Raw genomic sequence first — 19,081 nt, forward strand, 5'->3', positions numbered from 1 at the left:
GGGATCCCCCTAAACAGACCGCGCCTCAATAGCCGGTCAGCTCGAGATAGCCAACGCCATCATGCGTGCCGGTAAAGCTGATCGGTCCTTCCCAATAGGAGAAGCCGGTGCCCATCCACGCCTTCGGATTCAGCGGCTTGCAGGAAATCGAGAACGAGCGCGACGGGATTGCGATCTGCCATTCCACCGGCAGCTTGCGGCCCGCCACGTCCGCATTTGCCTTTGGCGTCATCCGGATATCGCCTGCCGCGATCATCTGCGTCTCGCCGGTGGCGCTGATCCAGTTGCCGAACGGATGATCCTTGCCGTCCTTCTGGCGCAGCCGGTACAGCATCAGCTTGGCGCCGGAGGACAGATGCAGCGACAGCCAATCCCAGCCGGTCTGATCGGTGTCGAGCGGCTGGCTGCTCCATTCGCGGTCCATCCAGGCCTGGCCCGAGACCTCGACCTGGATGTCGTCGATGATGAGCGTGCCGCGCGCGCGGTAGAACGGCTGGCTGTAATAGTACGACGCCTGCCCTCGCTCCGACTTGCGGCTGTAACCGCCGTCGCCCTGCAACACGACCGGGCGATCGGCCTCCAGCGTCAGCGCGTAGCTGAAATCGCTGCCCGATGCCTTCAGCGTCACCGGCGACAGCGTGCGATCGTCGGTGCGATCAGATCCCTTCATCTCCCAATCGTCGATCCACGCCGCGAACGGCTTTGCCGCGACGCCCGCCTGCCCGATGCCGCCGCGCGCAAACGCCTCGCTGAACCGATGGGTGTCGGCGCGCGTCACGGCGGCATGCGCCATCCAGATCTGCTGATTGGCCCAGCCTTCTCCTTGCGGCCCCGGCTTTGCGGCCTGGCGGAACAGCGTCCATTGCAGCCCGCAGGCCGCGCCGCCGCTGTCGACGAGGTTCGCCGTCAGATACCACCACTCGATGCGAAAATCCGGATGCGGCCCGTGATCTCCGGGGAAGGTGAACAGCTTTCCAGGCGTGACCTTCGCAAAGCCATCGGCGGTCTCGCCCAATCCGGCATAGCCTTGCGCCTTGGCGCGATGCGCGATAGCGAGCGTGGCGATGCCGCCGGCGAAAGCTCGTCGAGAAATCCGATCACCGCTCATTGGCAAATACCTTGACGAGGTGTGCGGCCTGCATCCGCGCCAGCCGCAACACCGGCAGCAGCGCGGCCAGCAGCGAGGCGACCAGCGCCACCGCGACCAGCTCGACCAGTTGCAACGGAAACACATGGAACGGCAGCCGCCAGCCGAACGCCTTCACATTCACGATCGCAATCAGGCACCACGCCACCAAAAGCCCAAGCGGCACCGCGAGCAGCGAGGTGAACAGCGCCACCGCCAGCGTCTTGGTCAGCTCGATGGCAGCGAGGCGCGGCCGCGTGATGCCGAGCGCCCAGAGCGGCGCGAGCTGCGGCAGCCGCGAGTTCGCCAGCGTCAAGAGGCTGGTCAGGAGCGCAATGCCGGCGACCCCCAGCGTGAAGGCATTGAGCGCCGACGTCACCGCAAAGGTGCGGTTGAAGATGCGGATCGATTCCGCCTTCACCGTCGCCTGGTCGGCCACCGCGCGGTCGTCGAGCGCAAACTGCTTCTGCAGCGCCGCGATCAAGCCGGGAATGTTGTCCCGTGAAACGATAAGTCCGATCCGCGTCTGCGGCGTTTGCGGAAACTGCCGGATCAGCGCGGCGACGTTGACCGCCAGCTGGCCCTTGGGATTGCCGTAATCGGCATAGATGCCGACGATGTCGAGCTCCCAGGTCCCGCCCGGCGCCGGCACCTCGATGACATCGCCGACGCGGATATTGAGGCGGCGGCTGAGCTGCTCGCTGATGAAGGCGGCATTGCCGGGCACGAGTCGCGTCCAGGCGCGCGGCGCGGTCTCCAGCAGCGGCCAGCGCTCGCGGTAGAGCGGGTGATCGGGCAGGCCGAGCAACTCCACCGGCTGGCCCTGAACCTGCGTCTCCGCGCGTCCGCCGGACAGGATCGCCTGCACCTCGCCGCGGTCCTTCAGCCAATTGCGGATCGCCGCGCCTTGCGCGTTGTCGGCGGCGCTGATGTAGACATCGGCCGCGAGCCGTCCGTCGAGCCAGCCGACAAAGGTGCGGCTGAACGTTTCCACCATGGTCGAGACGCCGACATTGACTGATAGCGCGAGCAGCAGCGCCATCAGCGCCAGCGATAGTCCCGAGAGCTGCTGCCGGCTGTCCGCCCAGAACCACAGTGCCAGCGGCCGGCGCGCGAGACGCTGGCCCGCGAGCAGGAGGATCTCGAGGAAGGCCGGCAGGATCAGGGCCGCGCCGAGCATCAAGGCCGCCAGCACGCCGAAGCCAGTGATCAGCGATTGCCCGTAATGAAGCAGCAGCAGCGCGACCGCGAGCACGGCGCAGGCCGCACAGCTTTGCAGGATCAGCCACCGGCGCTGCCGCTGCTGCCAGGCCCGCGGCTGCGCCGTCGCCAGCACCGGCATCCTGATCGCCTTGATCAGGCTGGTCGCGGCCGCCACGATCGCACCTAGAACGCTGATGCCGATGCCGGCGAGCCACCATTCGGGCCGAAGCGTCAGCTGCCCCGGAATCTGCGCGCCATAGAGCCCGCGCAGCGACGCCGCGACATCGGGCAGCAGCGCCGCCGCGATGACATAGCCGCAGACCAGCCCGATCAAGCCGGCGACCAGCGCCAGCGCCACCAGCTCGACCACCAGCACGGTATTGACCAGCCGCGCCGAGGCGCCGCAGGCGCGCAAGGTGCGCAGCATCGGCAGGCGCTGCTCGAAGGCGAGGCCAACGGCCGAGTTGACGATGAAGAGGCCGACGAAGAACGACAGCAGGCCGAAAGCGGTGAGGTTGAGATGGAAACTGTCGGTGAGCCGCTCCAGCTCGGTCTCCGCGGTCGGCTCTATCAACTGCAACTGATCGCCGACGATGCTTTGCAGCGCCGCTGGCTTGCCCCTGGCCTTGCCGATCAGCAGCCGCGAGACCTGGTTCGGCTTGTTGAGAAGCCGTTGCGCCACGCCGATGTCGACCACCAGCACATCAGTCACCAGCTGCGGCTGCACATGCAGCGGCGGCAGTCTTGCGCCGCTGCTGATCGACGGCGCCGCGCCTTCGCCTTCGTGCAAATCGGCCAGCGTCTCCCGCGCCACCAGCGTCTGCCCGGGCGCGGCCACGAAACTGCCGAGATCAGCCGCCCCAAGCCGCGGCGCATTGCCGACGTCAACCGGCAGCGTCACCGGCTCGATGCCGAGCAGCCGGATCGAACGCCCATTGATCTGAACCCGGCCTTCCAGCACCGGCGAGACCGGCCAGCCGGCGCGGCGAAGCTTGATGAAAAGGTGTTGCGGGAACGTCGCCGTATCAGGCGCGACCAATGTCGCCGTGCGTACGCCGCCAAAGGTCGCCGCCGCGCGGTCATAGGCGCTGCGGGCCTGCTGGTTGATCGCCTGCACGCCGCTCCACAGCGCGGTCGCCGCGATCAGCCCGATCAGCAGCGTGGCGAATTGCATCCTGTGCCGGCGCCAATGGCTCAGCAGCACGGCCAGCACCCGCAGCGCGCGCTTCATGCGATCCGCCCCGCATGGAGCACGATGTGACGGTCGAGCGTGCCGGCCAGATGCAGACTGTGCGTCACCATCAGGAAGCCGCAGCCGGTGCGCGCGACGAGATCGCGCGTCAGCGCCAGCACCTCGTCGGCGGTGGCTTCATCCAGATTGCCGGTCGGCTCGTCGGCAAGCAGCAGCGACGGTCTTGTCGCCAGCGCCCTGCCGATTGCGACCCGCTGCTGCTGGCCGCCTGACAATTGCTCGGGATAGCGTTTGAGCAGGCCGCCGAGGCCGAGCCGCTCGACCAGCTCTTTGGTCCAGGCCGCATCATGCCGACCGGCGATGCGCGCCTGGAAGGCGAGGTTGTCGGCAACCGACAGGCTCGGAATCAAATTGAACTGCTGAAACACCAGGCCAATCCGGTCGCGGCGCAACTCGGCGCGGCCGGCGTCCGCAAGCCTGGTGACCTCGGTGTCCTCGAGCCGGATCGTGCCGCCATCGGCGGCATCCAGCCCTGCGATCAGATGCAGCAGCGTGCTCTTGCCGCTGCCGGATTCGCCCGTCAGCGCGACGCGCTCGCCGGCGGCGAGGTCCAGGTCGACGCCGCGCAGCACGTGCACGGGCTCGTCGGCCGAGGTGAAGGTTTTGGAGAGGTTGCGGATGCTGAGCACGGGCCTGCCACTTTTTCTTCCACCTCTCCCATAGGGAGAGGTCGCGCCGAAGCGCGGGTGAGGGGTTGCGGTCTCTCAAGGGATTTAAGACCCCTCACCCGATTTGCTGCGCAAATCGACCTCTCCCCAATGGGAAGAGGTGAAGAAGCTGCGTAGCACACTTGGCACCGCGCTTGGCACGGAAATGCCGGGGTTGCGTTGCCGTTCAAGCCGTTGTTAGCTCTCAAGACGGCCAAATCAAACGTGCCGACGATAAAGACATACGGGGAGAATGATGAGCGCTCAGGCAACGCCGTCCGCGGCAGCCAAGACGGTAGGGACCTCCAAGCAAGCGTCCAAGGGAGCATCCAAGGCAACGCCGAAGGGCGCCTGGACCATCGTTTTTCTCCTCTTTCTCTTGATGGTGGTGAACTTCGCGGACAAGATCGTCGTCGGCCTCGCCGGCGTGCCGATCGTGACCGACATGAAGCTCGAGCCCGCGCAGTTCGGCCTGCTCGGCTCCGCGTTCTTCTTCCTGTTCTCGATCTCGGCCATCGTGGTGGGCTTCCTCGTCAACAAGGTGCCGACGCGCTGGGTGCTGCTGACGCTCGCCGTGATCTGGGCGCTGGCACAGTTTCCGATGGTCGGCACCGTCAGCTTCACGACGCTGTTGATCTGCCGCATCGTGCTCGGCGCGGGCGAAGGTCCGGCGGCTTCTGTCGCGATGCACGCGATCTACAAATGGTTCCCGGACGAGAAGCGCGCGTTGCCGACCGCGGTGCTGACGCAAGGCTCGGCCTTCGGTGTCATCCTGGCCGTGCCGGCGCTGAACTGGATCATCGTCAATCACTCCTGGCACTATGCCTTCGGGGCGCTCGGCGTGATCGGCCTGATCTGGGTCTGCGCCTGGCTGGCGCTGGGCAAGGAAGGCCCGCTCGAGGACACGCAGACGCTTGCCGTCAGTGAACCGAAAATTCCCTACATCCGGCTTCTGACCTCGCGCACCTTCCTCGGCTGCGTGATCGCGACCTTCGGCGCCTATTGGGCGCTGTCGCTCGGACTGACGTGGTTCACGTCCTTCATCGTCAAGGGGCTTGGCTTCTCGCAGAGCGACGCCGGCTGGATCTCGATCCTGCCCTGGGTGTTCGGCGCCACCATCGTGATTCTGACCGGCTGGATCTCGCAGGTGATGATGGTGGGCGGCTACACCACGCGCGTCTCGCGCGGCGTGCTGGGCTCGGTGCCGCTGATCATCGGCGGCCTGATCCTGGCATCGATGCCGCAAGTCGCGGGCTCGGGTCTGCAGATCGCCCTGCTCGTGGTCGGCGCGGGCCTCTGCGGCGCGATCTACGTCGTCTGCCCGCCGATGCTCGGCGAGTTCACCCCGGCCTCGCAGCGCGGCGCCATCCTCGCGATCTACGGCGCGCTCTACACGCTCTCGGGCATCATCGCGCCCTACGTAATGGGCAAGGTGATCGAGCGCGCTGGCAGCACGATCGACGGCTACCTGACCGGATTTACCATCAACGCGGTGATCATGATCGGCTCCGGTGTGGTCGGCCTGCTGCTGCTCTGGCCGAACACGGAAAAGGCGAGGCTGACGCGGGGTGCCGCGGCGCAGCCGGCGCCGCTGAAGCGGGCGATCTCGCCGACGTAAAGGGTGGCTGTCGGCCTCAATCTCACCTGTCGTCCCGGCGAAAGCCGGGACCCATAACCACAGGGAGTGGTTTGGGGCGAAGCTGGTAACTCCGAGTCTTCACAAAACTGCTGCTGCGGCGTATGGGTCCCGGCCTCCGCCAGGACGACAGTTGAGCTTGCAGCTACGCCCTGGCTTGCGCCTTCCGTTCCGTCAACGGCGACAGCACCACCGTCGCCAGCATGAAGATCACCGATGCCCCGAACACCCAGTGCGGCGCGCTTTGATCCATGATCCAGCCGAACAGCAGCGGTGAGACGATGCCGCCGAGATTGAAGCCGGTGGACACGATGCCGAAGGCACGTCCCGCGGCACCGGGAGGCGCGGCATTGCGCACCAGCATGTCCCGCGACGGTGCGATCACGCCGGAGAGGAAGCCCGCCGTCGCCATTGTGGCGGTGAGGGCCCAGCCCGGCAGCGTCACCAGCGCGATCAGCAGCACGATGGCGGCATTCGCGGCAAAGCAGGCGGCGGCGACATAGCCGTGGCGCTCGGTGTGGTCGGCGAGGAAACCGCCCGCGAGCACGCCCGCGGCGCTGGAGCCGAGAAACGCCGTGAGCGCGACATTGGCGACGGAATAGCTTGCCCCGTAGCCGCTCATCAGCGCCACCACGCCGAAATTGTTGATGCCGGCCACCGACAGGCTCAGCAGCATGAACAGCGCGGTCAGCGTCATCAGCGCCGGCGTAATGATCGCCTGCTTCGGCGCATCGGCGTTTTCCGGCTTCGCCTTGTGCGCACCGGCATCGGGAATGCTCATCGCGACCAGGAGCAGCGCCACCAGCACGCCGATCGCGCCGGAAGCCAGCAGCGCACCGACGCCGCCGGACAGCGTGATCAGAGCGGCGACAATCGCCGGCGCGACGGCGCCACCAAAATAGCCAGCAAAGGTGTGGACCGAGAACGCGCGACCCATCCGCGCCTCGTCCATGTGCTCGGCGAGGATGGCGTAGTCGGCGGGATGATAGACGCTGTTGGCGAGCCCGAGCAGCACGGCGCAGGCGATCAGCGCGGCGTAGCTCAGGTGCAGCCCGAGCATGATGAGCGCGAGGCCGCCGAGTGTCAGTCCTGCGAGCAGGATCTTGCGCGCGCCAAAATGGTCGACGAGATAGCCGGTCGGTGCCTGCGTCAGCCCGGAGACCACGGCCGACACGGTCAGCGCGAAGCCGAGCTCGACATAACCGACGCCGAGCTGGCTCTTCAGGAATGGAAACAGCATCGGCAGGACCAGCAGATGGAAATGGCTGACCCAATGCGCGATCGAAATCCCGGTCAGCGTGCGCAGCGCGCTGTCCGCCTTGCTCTGTTGCGGTGCGGCGAGAACGTCGACCATTGCAGTTCCGTTTTGCGTCCGAAGGGAGGCGCAAAGTATCGGCGAGGCGGGTTATTTGTCCATGAACGCAGGCGCATGGCAGGTAGTGCGGGTGGGGGCGAAGGACCCCGAAATGCCTCCACATCGTCGTCCTGGCGAAAGCCAGGACCCATACCGCGTGATCTCTCGATTGTGCTCGATGGCAATACCGAGGCGGGCGTCTTCGCCAAACTCTCCCTGGGGTAATGGGTCCTGGCTTTCGCCAGGACGACGGAAAGCCTCACAACGGCTCGTCATCATTCCCATAGCGATCGCGCTTTGGCGTGGCGATGTCGCCGTCTTCGTAATCGTCGTCGGTGTCGCGCGGCGGCTGCGGCTCCCGGACCTTGTCGGCCACGGTCTTCGTCTTTGGCCGTTCGCTCGGCTTGGCTGATTTGGCCATGGCTGATCTCGGATGGTAGTGTGTCATCCGCTTCTAACCGAAAAATCTAAGCGGCTCCTGACCTATCGCAAGGCTGCGACGATACCGTCAGTGCACCACCGGCCCGCCCGCCTTTTTCCAGGCATCGATGCCGCCGGCGATATGCGCGGTGTTGGAGAGGCCGGCGGCCTTGGCCGCCGCAACCGCCATCGCCGAGCGCTCGCCGAAGGCGCAGAAGAACACGACGCGGCGGCCGGTCGCGGCTGCAACCTCGCGCAGCATGCCGCCGGGCTTGAGGCTTTCCTCGATACCAGGATACGGCGTGTGCAGCGCGCCTTCGAGCATGCCGTGCTTGATCCGCTCGTTGGTCTCGCGCAGATCGACCAAGAGGATGTCGGGCCGGTGCAGGATGCGGATCGCCTCGACGGCGCTGAGCGCACGGCCCTCTTTCTCCAGCTCTTCCTGATGCAGGCCGACGTGCATGTTGGCGGGCACCGCCACGTCCATCATCTTCGGATTGGGCAGCTTCAGATTGGCCATCAGCTCGATATATTCGTCGACCGAGCGCACCTGGAGCCTGGGATTGTAGCGCCTCTCCTCGCCGATGGTGGAGACGGTGTCGCCCTTGTAGTCATGGGCAGGAAACACCATCGTCTCGTCGGGCAACTTGAGCAGACGGTTGAATATCGAATCATATTGCGCCCGCGACGAGCCGTTCTGGAAATCGGTGCGGCCGGTGCCGCGGATCAAAAGCGTATCGCCGGTGAAGACACGGTCGCCCATCAGATAGGAATAGGAATCGTCGGTGTGGCCGGGCGTGTACATCACGTCGAGCGAGAGACCCTCGATGGTCACCTTGTCGCCGTCGGCAACCCGCATCGCCACCACGTCGGCCTTGGTCTGGTCGCCCATCACGGTCATGCAATGGGTGCGGTCGCGCAGCTCGCCGAGGCCGGTGACATGGTCGGCGTGCAGATGGGTGTCGACCGCCTTGACCAGCTTGAGATCGAGCTCGCGCAGCAGCTGGCAGTAGCGATCGACTTTCTCCAGCACAGGATCGAGGATCAGCGCCTCGCCGCCGAGGCGGCTGGCGAGGAGATAGCTGTAGGTTCCCGAAACACTGTCGAAGAGCTGGCGGAAGATCATGGCAGGACCCGGCGTTAAGAGGTTTCGACGATTCTACTACGCCCGGGGGTAAGAGGAGAAGTAATGTACTGTTTAAATCAGAAAATTTAGAAGATTCTTATTGCGGCGCGATGGTCGCCTCAACCTCCGCTGTCATCGCCCGCGAAGGCGGGCGATCCAGTATTCCGTGACAGCAGTCATAGAGTCGATGGGCCGCGGCGTACTGGATTCCCCGCCTCCGCGGGGAATTGGCGCGGCGACGTGCCACGAGGCGGCCTGCAGCCATCCCTACCCTGCAATGCCCGGGTTGCCTTCGACGCCCTTCAGCGTGATACCTCCGCCGAGCCGCTCCTGAAACATCCGGCCCGAGCGCAGGTATTTGGCCAGCACGTCCCACACCGCCGCGCCCTGCTGGCCGTTGACCGAGGCCCAGCCCGCAACCTTGTAGCGATGGCTGGCGCTGATCGCCCTGCCATTATCGAGCTTCAACTCGGAGATGCGGCTGCCGATCGTGTTGGTCGGGCTGCAGGCGTAGCTGAGCCCGCCGGCGCGCACCATGTCGCCACCCTGCTGATGATAGGGATCGGCGTTGAAGAGATTGTCGCAGATGTCTTCCAGCACGTCCTTGATCTCGGCGCCCGTCATCTCCTGCACATAGGTTTCGGGATAGGTGATCGCGGTCTCCGCGAGCACGTCTTCCATCGTGATCGGCTGGCCGGACAACGCGGTGGTGCCCCAGCGGAAGCCCGGCGACAGTGCGATCTCGGCATCGAGCTCGGTGCGCAGCGCAGTGCAGATCAGCTCGTCGACGGAGCCGGCGAAATTGTCGCGGCGATAGAGCAGCCGGTCCGGCGTTGCGATCTTCTCCGACCAGTCGGTGACGTGAGGCGCGCGCAGCTTGCCGATCAGCTCGGCCATGGCAGGATCGGGCTTCAATAGCTCGGAATAAACCGGCAGCAGATGATATCTGACGTCGCTGACCTTGCCCTTGTCGAGCGCGAGATCGAGCACGGCAAGAAACTTTCCGTTGGAGCCGGCATTGGTGACGAGCGTCGTGCCGCTGGCGTTCTTCACCGGGATCGGCTGCGGCACCGCGTCATGGGTGTGTCCGCCGAGAATGACATCGATGCCGGTGACGCGGCTTGCGAGCTTGAGGTCGACATCCATGCCGTTGTGCGAGAGCAGGATCACCGCATCGACCTTGTCGGCGCCCCGCAAGGCATCGACATGCTTCTGCAGCTCTTCCTCGCGGATGCCAAAGGTCCAGTCCGGCGTGAACCGCTTGGGATGCGCGATCGGCACATAAGGAAAGGCCTGGCCGATGACGGCGAGGCGATAGCCGCCGAGCTCCTTGATGATGGACGGCTTGAACACGCGCCCTGTCGCCTTGTCGAAGGCCGGGGCGTCGTTGAACGCGGCTTCCTCGGTCAGGAAAACATTCTGCGCCAGAAACTCGCCCTTGAAGTGCTCGAGATTGTCGCGCAGCGCCTGCTCGCCATAGGTGAACTCCCAATGCCCGGTCATCGCCTCGATGCCGAGCAGATTGGCGACCTCGACCATGTCACGGCCCTGCATGATGTTGGCGAGGCCCGTGCCCTGCCAGAGATCGCCGCCGTCGACCAGCATGGCGCGCTTGTCGCCGACATCGTTGCGCAAGCGGTCGATCAGCGTCTTCAGATGAGCGAAGCCGCCGAGCTTGCCGAACCGGCCGGCAGACTTCTCGAACTCGACGGAGGTGAAGGCATAGGCATCCGCGCTGTCGGGCCGGATTCCGAAATGCTCCAGGAACGCGCGGCCGACCAGATGCGGCGGTCGCCCGGCCATCTCGCCAATGCCGATATTGACGCTGGGCTCGCGGAAAAAGACCGGATTGAGCTGCGCATGCGTGTCGGTGGTGTGCAGGATCCGCGCATTGCCGAAGCGCTCGATGTCGTAAATGCTGGCGGCTTCAGCGCCACGCGCGAGCCGCGGCAGGCTGAGCGATACGGCAGCGATTGCCGAGCTCTTCAGGAATTCACGGCGGCGGATCGCCATCACACATTCTCCGCGCCGGTTCTCGGCAGTTCCGCGAGCATGATCCGGACCCGAAGGGCCGCGCCAGCGAAAAGTGTGTCGCGGTTTTCCAACAAGATCATGCTCAAACAATAGTCAGTTTAGCGGATTTGCATCGCTTTCCAGGCTTCCTTTTCCGAGGCTGCCTGGAAGATTGACGCTTTCGCCAGCGCCTCAGCCTCCTTGGCTGCAGCCACGGCGCCGTCGAAATCGCCGCTGTCGCCCGCCTTCTTGGCGGCGGCCAGCGTCGCGACGGTCGTGATCCACTGGTTGCGCATGCCGGCGGCCTCCTTGGACGCAGCCTCCGCGGCAGCATAGGCGGCCTTGTAGTCTGCTTCATTTGCCGCGCGCGCCGATGGCGCGAGGCTCAACGCCAGCAACATGGCGAGGGGAAGTGTCCGCTTCATGGCCGCGCTCATGGTCGTGCCCCTGGACCCGATATCGGCAGACCGTTGGCGACGTAGGAGAGGAAATATTCGACGTCGCGATATTCATCTGCCTGTGGCTCGAGCGGAACCGCGCGGGTCTGGCTGTTGCAGGTGATGAAGCGGCGGCTGGTCGTGCCCATGCCGCCCCATTCGGAGCGGTAGATCGGCAGCGCATTCAGGATGCCGAGCGCCGGCGCCAGAACCTCGGCGCGAATGCGTTCGCCTGGGCTCTGCACGTGGCAGCTCGCGCAGGAGAAGTTCAGCTGGCCGCGGCGGGTGTAGAAATAGCGCTTGCCGTTCTCGAACGCCTCCAGCGCGCGCGGATCATCGGGGATCTTGATGTCCATCGGCTTGCCGCGCGAGGTGAAGGCCATGTACGCCGTCAGCGAGGCCATCTCGTCCTTGACGTAGGAGTAAGGTTGCTCGCCATTGGCCTCGCGGCAGCGGTTGAGCGCCAGCTCCAGCGTAACGACCTTGCCTTCCCCGGTGTCGAAATAAGGATAGTTCTGGCGGATGCCGATGCCGCCGTTCGGGAAGCAGTCGGCATAGGTCTTGCCGTTCTTGAACGGCGTTGCAAACATCTCCTTGCCGGCGTCGAGCGCGAACTCGTAAGGAGGGAATTCCTCCTTCTCCCGCCACTGCCGCTTCATGTCCTCGTTCATGGAATAAGGACCGTTGGCGAAATCCTCGTGCTTCACGTCGGGAAACTTCTGGAAGAAGTAGTTCTGGAACGCCCTGGCGTCGGCGACAGGGTCGACCTTGTCGGCTGCGATCACGCGCGGAGAGGTGAGCGCCAACGCGACGAGCGCGGCGCTCAACGAGGACAGCAGGAGGGCGGCGCCTGCCTTCATCACGCGATCTTCGCGGTGGTCTGGTCCGAGCCGCCCTTGTTGTCGGTCCAGGAGATCGTGAGGTCATCGCCCTTCTTGGCGCCCTTGAAGCTGAACTTCACATAGGGATCCTTGGAGATCGCGGTGCCCCAATTGGCGACGAAGACGTCCTTGCCGTTACAAGCGAACTTCAGTTCCTGGATGTAGTGCGCCGGGATCAGCTCACCCTTGGAATCTTTGACGAGGCCGGTGTCCATGGGGTGCTGGATCAACGTCTGCACCTCGGTGATATCGCCATTGGATGTTGCGCGGACGCGAATGCTGGATGCCATCTCGGATCTCCCTTAGCCGCCGCAGCCGCCCACGGTGACCTTCACTTCCTTGGTCGCGCTGTAGAGCTTGCCGTCGGCCTCCACGATCGCGGTCACGTTGCTGGTCTTCGCCATCTTCAGCCGGTTGGCGACAGCGGGGATCGTGCCCTCAGGGAATTTGTAGCTTGCCGCCAGCGCGTTCGGATTCTCGGCGACGAAGAACGAGATCGAGGTGACCTTGTCGAGCGTCGTCGTCACCGCCATCGGCACCACGCCGCCGTTCTCGGCGATCTCGGGCGCGTCCAGCTTGACCTTGTCGGATGGCTCGGCGGTCCTGCCGTAGAGCGCCTTGATCGCCTCCGCCTCGTTCTTCAGCTTGAACGCCTCTTCCGGATATTTGTCGTTGGCTGCGGCCTGCGCGGGGGCAAACGGCAGATTGCCGAGGCCGATCAGCGCGACCGTAACAGCGCCCTGCAGGATCAGGCGTCGCGTCGGATGAGGGCCGGTATGCGTTGTCATCTCAAGTCTCCTTGGGCCGGCCGTTACAGCGTCTGCAGGAAATCAACGATCGCGTTGATCTCCTGCTCTGTCAGGATGCGGTTGCGGCCGAACGGCGGCATCATGGTCTGCGGATTGCGTTTGGTCTCGTCGGACAGGATCGCGACCAGCTCGTTGCGATCAGGGTATTTTGCCTTGAGATCCCTCAGCTCGGGGCCGATCGTGCCGGGCAGATCGCCGCCCTTGATGACATGGCAGGTCAGGCAATTCCCCTTGCCGCGGTCAAAGGCGAGCTTCCGGCCCTCTGATATCGCGGACTGCGCCCACGCCGCCGGCGCGCCGAGGCCTGTGAGGACGGCCAGCGCGAGAAGCAGGGCGGGCTTGCGGGGAAAAGCGGTCAAAGCATCGTTCCGAGGCTTATCATGTCTGCAAAAGATAGTGTTCAAAAGCACAAAGGACATGCCCTGACAATCAAGACTATGCAGGCCGCAAAATGGCGTTAATATCTTCCGCATTGCAACTGATGAGATAGATCGTTCATCAAGCCGGCCTTATCAGGCAAATTGTTCGGGGCGTTTTGCCGTTGCTCGCGTTTTCGACCGCATTCTCATTTTCCGGGGACATGAATTGGCTGAATATGTCGTTGAATTTGGCAGGGACGGCGGGCGGGTTGAGCCCGATGGCCGTCTCGATGCACCGGCCTTCCATCGCAACCACGAACCGCTCTGGGCGGCGCTCGAAAAGCACCTCGCCGGGCGGTCCGGCGACGTCGTCGAGGTCGGCAGTGGAACCGGCCAGCACGTGGTCCATTTCGCCCGCCACACGCCTGATCTGGTCTGGTGGCCGAGCGACCTCAACCAGCGCCACGTGAAGAGCATCGAGGCCTGGCGCGTGCATTCGGGCCTGACAAACGTCCGCAGCCCCCTGCGCATCGATCTGTCCGATCCCAATTGGTGTCCGGAAATGCGAAGCGGGCAGGGGCCGAACGATCTCGCGGCGGTGTTCTGCGCCAATGTCATTCACATTGCGCCCTGGACCGTGGCCGAGGGCCTGTTCGCCGGCGCCGGCCGTTATCTACGCGCCGACGGCGAGCTGTTCCTCTACGGCCCGTTCAAGCGTGACGGCAAGCATACGGCGCTGAGCAACGCCGTGTTCGACACCTCCTTGCGCGAAGGCAATCCCGAATGGGGCGTCCGCGACGTCGCCGACGTCGAGACGCTGGCGAAGGCGGTGGGGCTGCGGCTCATCGATACGATCGAAATGCCGGCGAACAATCTGACCCTGGTGTTCGGGCGGATATAAAGCGAGGCCGTTAGGCCTCGCCATCCCTCCATCCGATCTTCTCCTTCAGGAACTGAAACCCCAGCACCTGGAAGCCGGCGCGCTCCTTGTTGTCCTTGCCGTAGCCGTGGCCGCCGGCGGCGGGCTCGTAGAACCAGGCCTCATAGCCCATGGCCTGGAGCTTGGCCGCCATCTTGCGCGCGTGGCCGGGATGGACGCGGTCGTCGCGCCGCGTCGTGGCGATCAGGATCGGCGGATAGGGCTGGTCTGGCTTTGCGTTATGATAGGCCGAGTAGGTCTTCAGCCATTCCCACTCCTCGGGCTTGTCGGGGTCGCCATATTCCGCGATCCAGCTCGCGCCCGCCAGCAGCTTGGTGTAGCGGCGCATGTCGATCAGGGGGATGGTGCAGAACAGCGCCCCGAACCGCTCGGGGTAGCGCACCAGCATGTTGGTGATGAGGATGCCGCCGTTCGATCCACCCTGGGCCGCGATGCGCTTCGGCTGCGTCACGCCGCGGCGGACGAGATCGGCGGCCACGGCTGCGAAATCATCATGCGACAGCTTCTTGCCGGCGTGGCGGCCGGCATCATGCCACCGCGTGCCGAACTCGCCGCCGCCGCGCAAATTCGCCTGCACCGTGGTGCCGCCGCGCTCCAGCCACAGCTTGCCGAGCGATGAATTGTATTCCGGCTTCACCGCGAGGCCGAAGCCGCCATAGGCGCTCATATGAACCGGCGCATCGCCGCTTTCGACAGCCGGGCCGGTCTGCACATAGGGAATGCGCTCGCCGTCGACCGAGATCGCCTCGTGCTGGGTCACGACGAGGCCGTCCGCGTTGAAAATCTTCGGGGCCTGTTTCAGGACCTCGGGACTTTCGACGCCGCGCTCGATCAGCATCAGCGACGGCGGCGTCAGCGGATCCTGCACATTGGCGAGCAGATCGCCGTTGCTTTGGGATTCGTGGCGGTCGGGACTCCAGACATCGACGACGCCGATATCGGGCAACCCTTGCAGCCGCTGTTTGCTCCAGCCCGATGTCGATGGCGTGCAGATCTCGAACACCGGCCGTAGCTCGTCGAGGATCGAGAGCACGAGCTTGCCGCCGGTCCAGAAGAAACCCTGCAACGCTCGCCGCGGCCCCGGCTCGAACAAGACCGTGAAATGGCGGCCTCCTGCAAGGAACGCCGAGAGCGGCATGCCGAGCATCGCGTCGGCAGCGTAAGTGTGTCCCGCGATCGACCAGCTCTGGCGTGGCTTGACCGCGAGCCAGTCGCCATGGACCTGCATCCAGATGTCGCTGGGCAGGTCGAGCTTCGTCGTTGCGCCGGATGCGGTACCGAGCGAGGAGCTGAAATTGAAGAAGTCCGACTGGTCGATGAACCAGACGCGCAGTGTTGCCGAGGTGTCGTCGACATAGCTGTACACGCGCATATGGTCGGCGGTCGTCTCGAAGATCACTGCAGCCTGATCGACGCTGGTCCCCCGTCGCCACAGCCGCACGGTTCTCGCGTAACCGGAACTTGTCGCCATACCCTCGCCAAGCGCGCTCGACAGCAGCAGCGTGTCGGCATCGACCCAATCGACGCTGCTCTTGGCCTCCGGCAGGACGAAACCGTCGGCGACGAACTCCTTCGTCGCGATATCGAACTCACGCAAGGTGACGGCATCGCTGCCGCCGCGCGACAGGCTCAGGATGACGCGCGTGCTTCCGGCTCGCGTGGATGCGCCGCCGAAAAGCCAGTCTGCACCTTCGGTCGCGGCAAGCCGATCGATATCGAGCAAGGTCTCCCAGGCCGGTTCGGCCTTGCGAAATTCCGCCAGCGTGGTGCGCCGCCACAGGCCGCGCGGGTTCGCGGCGTCCTTCCAAAGATTGTAGAGAAAACCGTCGCGGCGGCTGACATAAGGGATGTTGTCCGATCGGTCGTAGATCGCGGCAAGGATGGCGGTGTCGCGTTCGAACACCGCGCCGCCGAATTGCTGCAGCGTCGCCCGGTTCTGCCGCTCGACGAATTCGAGCGCGCGGGCGCCCTCGATCTCTTCCAGCCAGAGCCAGGGATCGTCGTCGGGAGCTTGAAGCGTGGGCCTGTCATTGGCGGACATGAACGAAACTCCGAAAAAATCGCGGCGGATAGGATTTGATCGAGCGCAAGCCGTCAAGAGCGCGGGCCGGATATCATCGGTCCGATTGCGTCAGAGGCATGGCCTGCGCCCGTTTGCGCCGGTTGCCCGGCCCTTTCGACCCCTCCATAGTGCCCGGGAATCAACGAGTTTTTTCGGCGGAATGCCAATGCTGGACGTGACCACTGCCAACGAGATCGCCGACGATGCCCGCGTGCGTGCCAATGTGGTGCGCCTTGCCGCGGCGCAGGCGCTGACCGGCGCCAATTCGGCCGTGATCTTCGCCACTGGTGCGATCGTTGGCGCCACGCTCGCTCCCGACATGTCGTTCGCGACGGTGCCGATCTCGATGTATGTGGTGGGGCTCGCCGCCGGCACGCTGCCGACAGGCGCGATCTCGCGCCGCTTCGGCCGCCGCGCAGCCTTCATCATCGGCACCGGCCTCGGCACGCTCACCGGTCTCACCGGCTCGTTCGCGATCCTGCACGGCTCGTTCGCGCTGTTTTGTCTCGCAACCTTTTTCGGCGGCCTCTACGGCTCGGTGGCGCAATCCTATCGCTTCGCCGCGGCCGACGGCGCCAGCGCGGCCTATCGGCCCAAGGCCGTGTCGTGGGTGATGGCGGGCGGCGTGTTCGCCGGCGTGCTCGGTCCGCAACTGGTGCAATGGACCATGGACGTCTGGTCGCCCTATCTGTTCGCCTTCAGCTTCCTGGTCCAAGCCGCGGTCGCATTGATCGCGATGGGCATCGTCGCCGGCGTCGATATGCCCAAGCCCGCGCCGGCCGATCTGCATGGCGGACGGCCGCTGCTCGCCATCGTGAGCCAGCCGCGCTTCATCGCGGCCGCGCTGTGCGGCGTCATCGCCTATCCCATGATGAATCTGGTCATGACCTCGGCGCCCTTGGCCATGAAGATGTGCGGGCTCTCCGTGTCGGATTCCAATTTCGGCATCCAATGGCACATCGTCGCCATGTACGGGCCGAGCTTCTTCACCGGCGCGCTGATTGCCCGCTTCGGCGCGCCCAGGATGGTTGCTGCCGGCCTGCTGCTGGAAGCAGGCGCCGCCACCATCGGGCTATCAGGCATCACCGCGATGCATTTCTGGGCCACGCTGTTCGTGCTCGGCGTCGGCTGGAATTTCTCCTTCATCGGTGCCTCCGCCTTGGTGCTGGAAACGCACCGCCCGCAAGAGCGCAACAAGGTGCAGGCCTTCAACGATTTCCTGGTGTTCGGCATGATGGCGGTCGGCTCGTTCTCCTCGGGCCAGCTGCTCGCGAATTTCGGCTGGTCCGCGGTGAACATGGTGGTGTTCCCGCCTGTCGCGCTCGGCCTCGTCGCGCTCTCGCTGGCGTCCTGGGCCCGCCGTCGCAAGGCGCGGCTCGAAGCGGCCATGGGCGAGTTCCCGGACGCGATCTAACTGGCAGGAGCTTGTCAGCAGTCTCGATACTTCGATCCAGCTCGAAGTGATTTCTGGAGACGATTTACTAGATGATGCGTCATGGCCGGGCTTGTCCCGGCCATCCACGTCTTGGACGCGCGGATCGAAGAACGTGGATGCCCGGGACAAGCCCGGGCATGACGGAGTAAGCAGCATGCTAGATAATCCCCAGCACACAGCTCCCTACGATGAAACCTCGTTCCGCTACGAAGGCTGGCGCATCGTCGCGGTCTGCTTCCTGCTCGCGACCTTCGGCTGGGGCCTCGGCTTCTACGGCCAGAGCGTCTACGTCGCCGAGCTTCAGCGCGCGCGGGGCTGGCCGGCCTCGCTGATCTCGTCAGGCACGACGTTCTTCTATCTGTTCAGCGCGCTGCTGGTCGTTTTTGTCGGCGAAGCCGTCCGAAAATATGGTCCGCGTCCCTCTCTGATCGCTGGCACGCTGGCGATGGCGGCAGCTGGCGTGGCGATCGGCGCGGTGCGCGAGCCCTGGCAGCTTTGGCTTGCCGATGCCGTGCTCGCCTTCGGCTGGGCCGGCACGAGTCTGGCCATGATCACCAACACGATCAGCCTCTGGTTCGAGCACAAGCGCGGCATGGCGATCAGCCTCGCGTTGAACGGCGCCAGTTTTGGCGGCATCGTCGGCGTGCCGCTGCTGGTGGTGATGATCAGCCATATCGGGTTTGCGAACGCCATGTTCGCGACATCAGGCGCCATGCTGGTGCTGCTGGTGCCGCTCATCCTGCTGATCGTCGGTCGGCCGCCGGATCTCCACGGCTGGCGGGCGGCAGCAGAGACAAAATCATCGACAGAGATCCGCAAGCATGCGCTGCGCGATGTCGGCTTCCTCACGGTGACCATTGCCTTCTCGCTGGTGCTGTTCGCGCAAGTCGGCTTCATCGTGCACCTGATCTCGTTTCTCGATCCCGTGATCGGACGCGAGCGCGCCGCCGTGGCGGTCGCGGTGCTGACCGCGATGGCGGTGGTCGGCCGTGTGCTGTTCTCGATGGTGATCGACCGGCTTAACCAGCGCCTTGCCTCGGCGCTGTCGTTCCTGAGCCAGGCGGCGGCGCTCGGCGTCGTCATCGCCATGCACAACGACTATGTGCTGATCGCGGCCTGCGCGGTGTTCGGCTTCTCGGTCGGCAATCTCATCACGCTGCCGTCGCTGATCGTGCAGCAGGAGTTCGATAGCGCCGCGTTCGGCGTGCTGATCAGCCTCAACACCGCGATCAACCAGGTGACCTATGCCTTTGGCCCCGGCGTCGTCGGCTTCTTGCGCGATTGGTCCGGCGGGTACGCGCTGCCGTTCTATCTCTGCATCGCGCTGGAGGTGGTGGCCGCGGCGTTAATCTTGGTGCGCGGGAAGCCAAGAGCGAAGGTC

17 protein-coding genes are annotated in these 19,081 nt (G+C 64.9%); 4 read left to right on the forward strand and 13 right to left on the reverse strand.

Features of this window, described 5'->3' with window-relative positions:
- Positions 1-25 precede the first annotated feature (25 nt).
- Genes XH80_RS08100 through XH80_RS08110 form a run of 3 tightly spaced genes read right to left on the reverse strand, consistent with a single transcriptional unit; the run spans position 26 to position 4,210 of the window.
- A complete protein-coding gene (locus tag XH80_RS08100; RefSeq protein ID WP_271598140.1) occupies positions 26-1,108 on the reverse strand; it encodes a lipocalin-like domain-containing protein in 1,083 nt (360 codons plus the stop codon).
- On the reverse strand, positions 1,098-3,560 hold the full coding sequence (locus XH80_RS08105) for an ABC transporter permease (protein ID WP_271598141.1): 2,463 nt from the start codon (positions 3,558-3,560) through the stop codon (positions 1,098-1,100). The genes XH80_RS08100 and XH80_RS08105 overlap by 11 nt, the downstream gene beginning before the upstream one ends.
- Entirely contained in the window at positions 3,557-4,210 is a 654-nt protein-coding gene (locus tag XH80_RS08110) for an ABC transporter ATP-binding protein (RefSeq protein ID WP_271598142.1), read from the reverse strand. The genes XH80_RS08105 and XH80_RS08110 overlap by 4 nt, the downstream gene beginning before the upstream one ends.
- Positions 4,211-4,484: 274 nt before the next feature.
- Here XH80_RS08110 and XH80_RS08115 point away from each other — a divergent pair, with 274 nt between their 5' ends.
- Positions 4,485-5,846: an MFS transporter gene (locus XH80_RS08115; protein ID WP_271598143.1), complete on the forward strand. Its 1,362-nt coding sequence runs from the start codon at positions 4,485-4,487 to the stop codon at positions 5,844-5,846.
- Positions 5,847-6,009: 163 nt separating this feature from the next.
- On the opposite strand, the gene XH80_RS08120 is transcribed toward XH80_RS08115, so the two are convergent.
- The 9 genes from XH80_RS08120 to soxX form a co-directional block, all read right to left on the reverse strand.
- The gene (locus tag XH80_RS08120) at positions 6,010-7,218 is read right to left on the reverse strand and encodes an MFS transporter (RefSeq protein WP_271598144.1); all 1,209 of its coding nucleotides are present in this window, start codon (positions 7,216-7,218) and stop codon (positions 6,010-6,012) included.
- Between the two features lie 259 nt (positions 7,219-7,477).
- Positions 7,478-7,639: a hypothetical protein gene (locus XH80_RS08125; protein WP_271598145.1), complete on the reverse strand. Its 162-nt coding sequence runs from the start codon at positions 7,637-7,639 to the stop codon at positions 7,478-7,480.
- Between the two features lie 87 nt (positions 7,640-7,726).
- On the reverse strand, positions 7,727-8,764 hold the full coding sequence (locus XH80_RS08130; RefSeq protein ID WP_271598146.1) for an MBL fold metallo-hydrolase: 1,038 nt from the start codon (positions 8,762-8,764) through the stop codon (positions 7,727-7,729).
- A gap of 267 nt (positions 8,765-9,031) precedes the next feature.
- The gene (soxB, locus tag XH80_RS08135; RefSeq protein WP_271598147.1) at positions 9,032-10,777 is read right to left on the reverse strand and encodes a thiosulfohydrolase SoxB; all 1,746 of its coding nucleotides are present in this window, start codon (positions 10,775-10,777) and stop codon (positions 9,032-9,034) included.
- A 119-nt stretch (positions 10,778-10,896) separates the two neighbouring features.
- Positions 10,897-11,202: a hypothetical protein gene (locus XH80_RS08140; protein ID WP_271598148.1), complete on the reverse strand. Its 306-nt coding sequence runs from the start codon at positions 11,200-11,202 to the stop codon at positions 10,897-10,899.
- A gap of 8 nt (positions 11,203-11,210) precedes the next feature.
- Entirely contained in the window at positions 11,211-12,074 is an 864-nt protein-coding gene (gene soxA, locus XH80_RS08145; RefSeq protein ID WP_271598149.1) for a sulfur oxidation c-type cytochrome SoxA, read from the reverse strand.
- A complete protein-coding gene (soxZ, locus tag XH80_RS08150) occupies positions 12,074-12,385 on the reverse strand; it encodes a thiosulfate oxidation carrier complex protein SoxZ (RefSeq protein ID WP_220004041.1) in 312 nt (103 codons plus the stop codon). The genes soxA and soxZ overlap by 1 nt, the downstream gene beginning before the upstream one ends.
- Positions 12,386-12,397: 12 nt before the next feature.
- Positions 12,398-12,883: a thiosulfate oxidation carrier protein SoxY gene (soxY, locus tag XH80_RS08155; protein ID WP_271598150.1), complete on the reverse strand. Its 486-nt coding sequence runs from the start codon at positions 12,881-12,883 to the stop codon at positions 12,398-12,400.
- Positions 12,884-12,906: 23 nt separating this feature from the next.
- A complete protein-coding gene (gene soxX / locus XH80_RS08160) occupies positions 12,907-13,263 on the reverse strand; it encodes a sulfur oxidation c-type cytochrome SoxX (protein ID WP_271598151.1) in 357 nt (118 codons plus the stop codon).
- Positions 13,264-13,489: 226 nt separating this feature from the next.
- On the opposite strand from soxX, the gene XH80_RS08165 reads away from it, so the two are divergent.
- Positions 13,490-14,164: a DUF938 domain-containing protein gene (locus tag XH80_RS08165; RefSeq protein WP_271598152.1), complete on the forward strand. Its 675-nt coding sequence runs from the start codon at positions 13,490-13,492 to the stop codon at positions 14,162-14,164.
- Between the two features lie 10 nt (positions 14,165-14,174).
- On the opposite strand, the gene XH80_RS08170 is transcribed toward XH80_RS08165, so the two are convergent.
- The gene (locus XH80_RS08170; protein ID WP_271598153.1) at positions 14,175-16,244 is read right to left on the reverse strand and encodes a prolyl oligopeptidase family serine peptidase; all 2,070 of its coding nucleotides are present in this window, start codon (positions 16,242-16,244) and stop codon (positions 14,175-14,177) included.
- Between the two features lie 187 nt (positions 16,245-16,431).
- Between XH80_RS08170 and XH80_RS08175 the strand changes: the two genes are divergently transcribed.
- Both XH80_RS08175 and XH80_RS08180 read left to right on the forward strand, forming a co-directional pair.
- A complete protein-coding gene (locus tag XH80_RS08175; protein ID WP_271598154.1) occupies positions 16,432-17,679 on the forward strand; it encodes an MFS transporter in 1,248 nt (415 codons plus the stop codon).
- Between the two features lie 175 nt (positions 17,680-17,854).
- Positions 17,855-19,081 (forward strand): MFS transporter (locus XH80_RS08180; protein WP_271598155.1); only part of this gene is annotated, 1,227 nt, incomplete at its 3' end.

The organism is Bradyrhizobium sp. CCBAU 45384 (assembly GCF_028128665.1).
GTDB lineage: Bacteria > Pseudomonadota > Alphaproteobacteria > Rhizobiales > Xanthobacteraceae > Bradyrhizobium > Bradyrhizobium manausense.

What these genes read in the sequence shown, in the direction of transcription:
- XH80_RS08105 (WP_271598141.1), bottom strand. Translation starts at nt 3,560, where the DNA reads ATGAAGCGCGCGCTGCGGGTGCTGGCCGTGCTGCTGAGCCATTGGCGC.
- XH80_RS08130 (WP_271598146.1), bottom strand. Translation starts at nt 8,764, where the DNA reads ATGATCTTCCGCCAGCTCTTCGACAGTGTTTCGGGAACCTACAGCTAT.
- XH80_RS08175 (WP_271598154.1), top strand. Translation starts at nt 16,432, where the DNA reads ATGCTGGACGTGACCACTGCCAACGAGATCGCCGACGATGCCCGCGTG.
- soxB (WP_271598147.1), bottom strand. Translation starts at nt 10,777, where the DNA reads ATGGCGATCCGCCGCCGTGAATTCCTGAAGAGCTCGGCAATCGCTGCC.
- XH80_RS08170 (WP_271598153.1), bottom strand. Translation starts at nt 16,244, where the DNA reads ATGTCCGCCAATGACAGGCCCACGCTTCAAGCTCCCGACGACGATCCC.
- XH80_RS08140 (WP_271598148.1), bottom strand. Translation starts at nt 11,202, where the DNA reads ATGAAGCGGACACTTCCCCTCGCCATGTTGCTGGCGTTGAGCCTCGCG.
- XH80_RS08115 (WP_271598143.1), top strand. Translation starts at nt 4,485, where the DNA reads ATGAGCGCTCAGGCAACGCCGTCCGCGGCAGCCAAGACGGTAGGGACC.
- soxA (WP_271598149.1), bottom strand. Translation starts at nt 12,074, where the DNA reads ATGAAGGCAGGCGCCGCCCTCCTGCTGTCCTCGTTGAGCGCCGCGCTC.
- XH80_RS08125 (WP_271598145.1), bottom strand. Translation starts at nt 7,639, where the DNA reads ATGGCCAAATCAGCCAAGCCGAGCGAACGGCCAAAGACGAAGACCGTG.
- soxY (WP_271598150.1), bottom strand. Translation starts at nt 12,883, where the DNA reads ATGACAACGCATACCGGCCCTCATCCGACGCGACGCCTGATCCTGCAG.
- XH80_RS08100 (WP_271598140.1), bottom strand. Translation starts at nt 1,108, where the DNA reads ATGAGCGGTGATCGGATTTCTCGACGAGCTTTCGCCGGCGGCATCGCC.
- soxZ (WP_220004041.1), bottom strand. Translation starts at nt 12,385, where the DNA reads ATGGCATCCAGCATTCGCGTCCGCGCAACATCCAATGGCGATATCACC.
- XH80_RS08120 (WP_271598144.1), bottom strand. Translation starts at nt 7,218, where the DNA reads ATGGTCGACGTTCTCGCCGCACCGCAACAGAGCAAGGCGGACAGCGCG.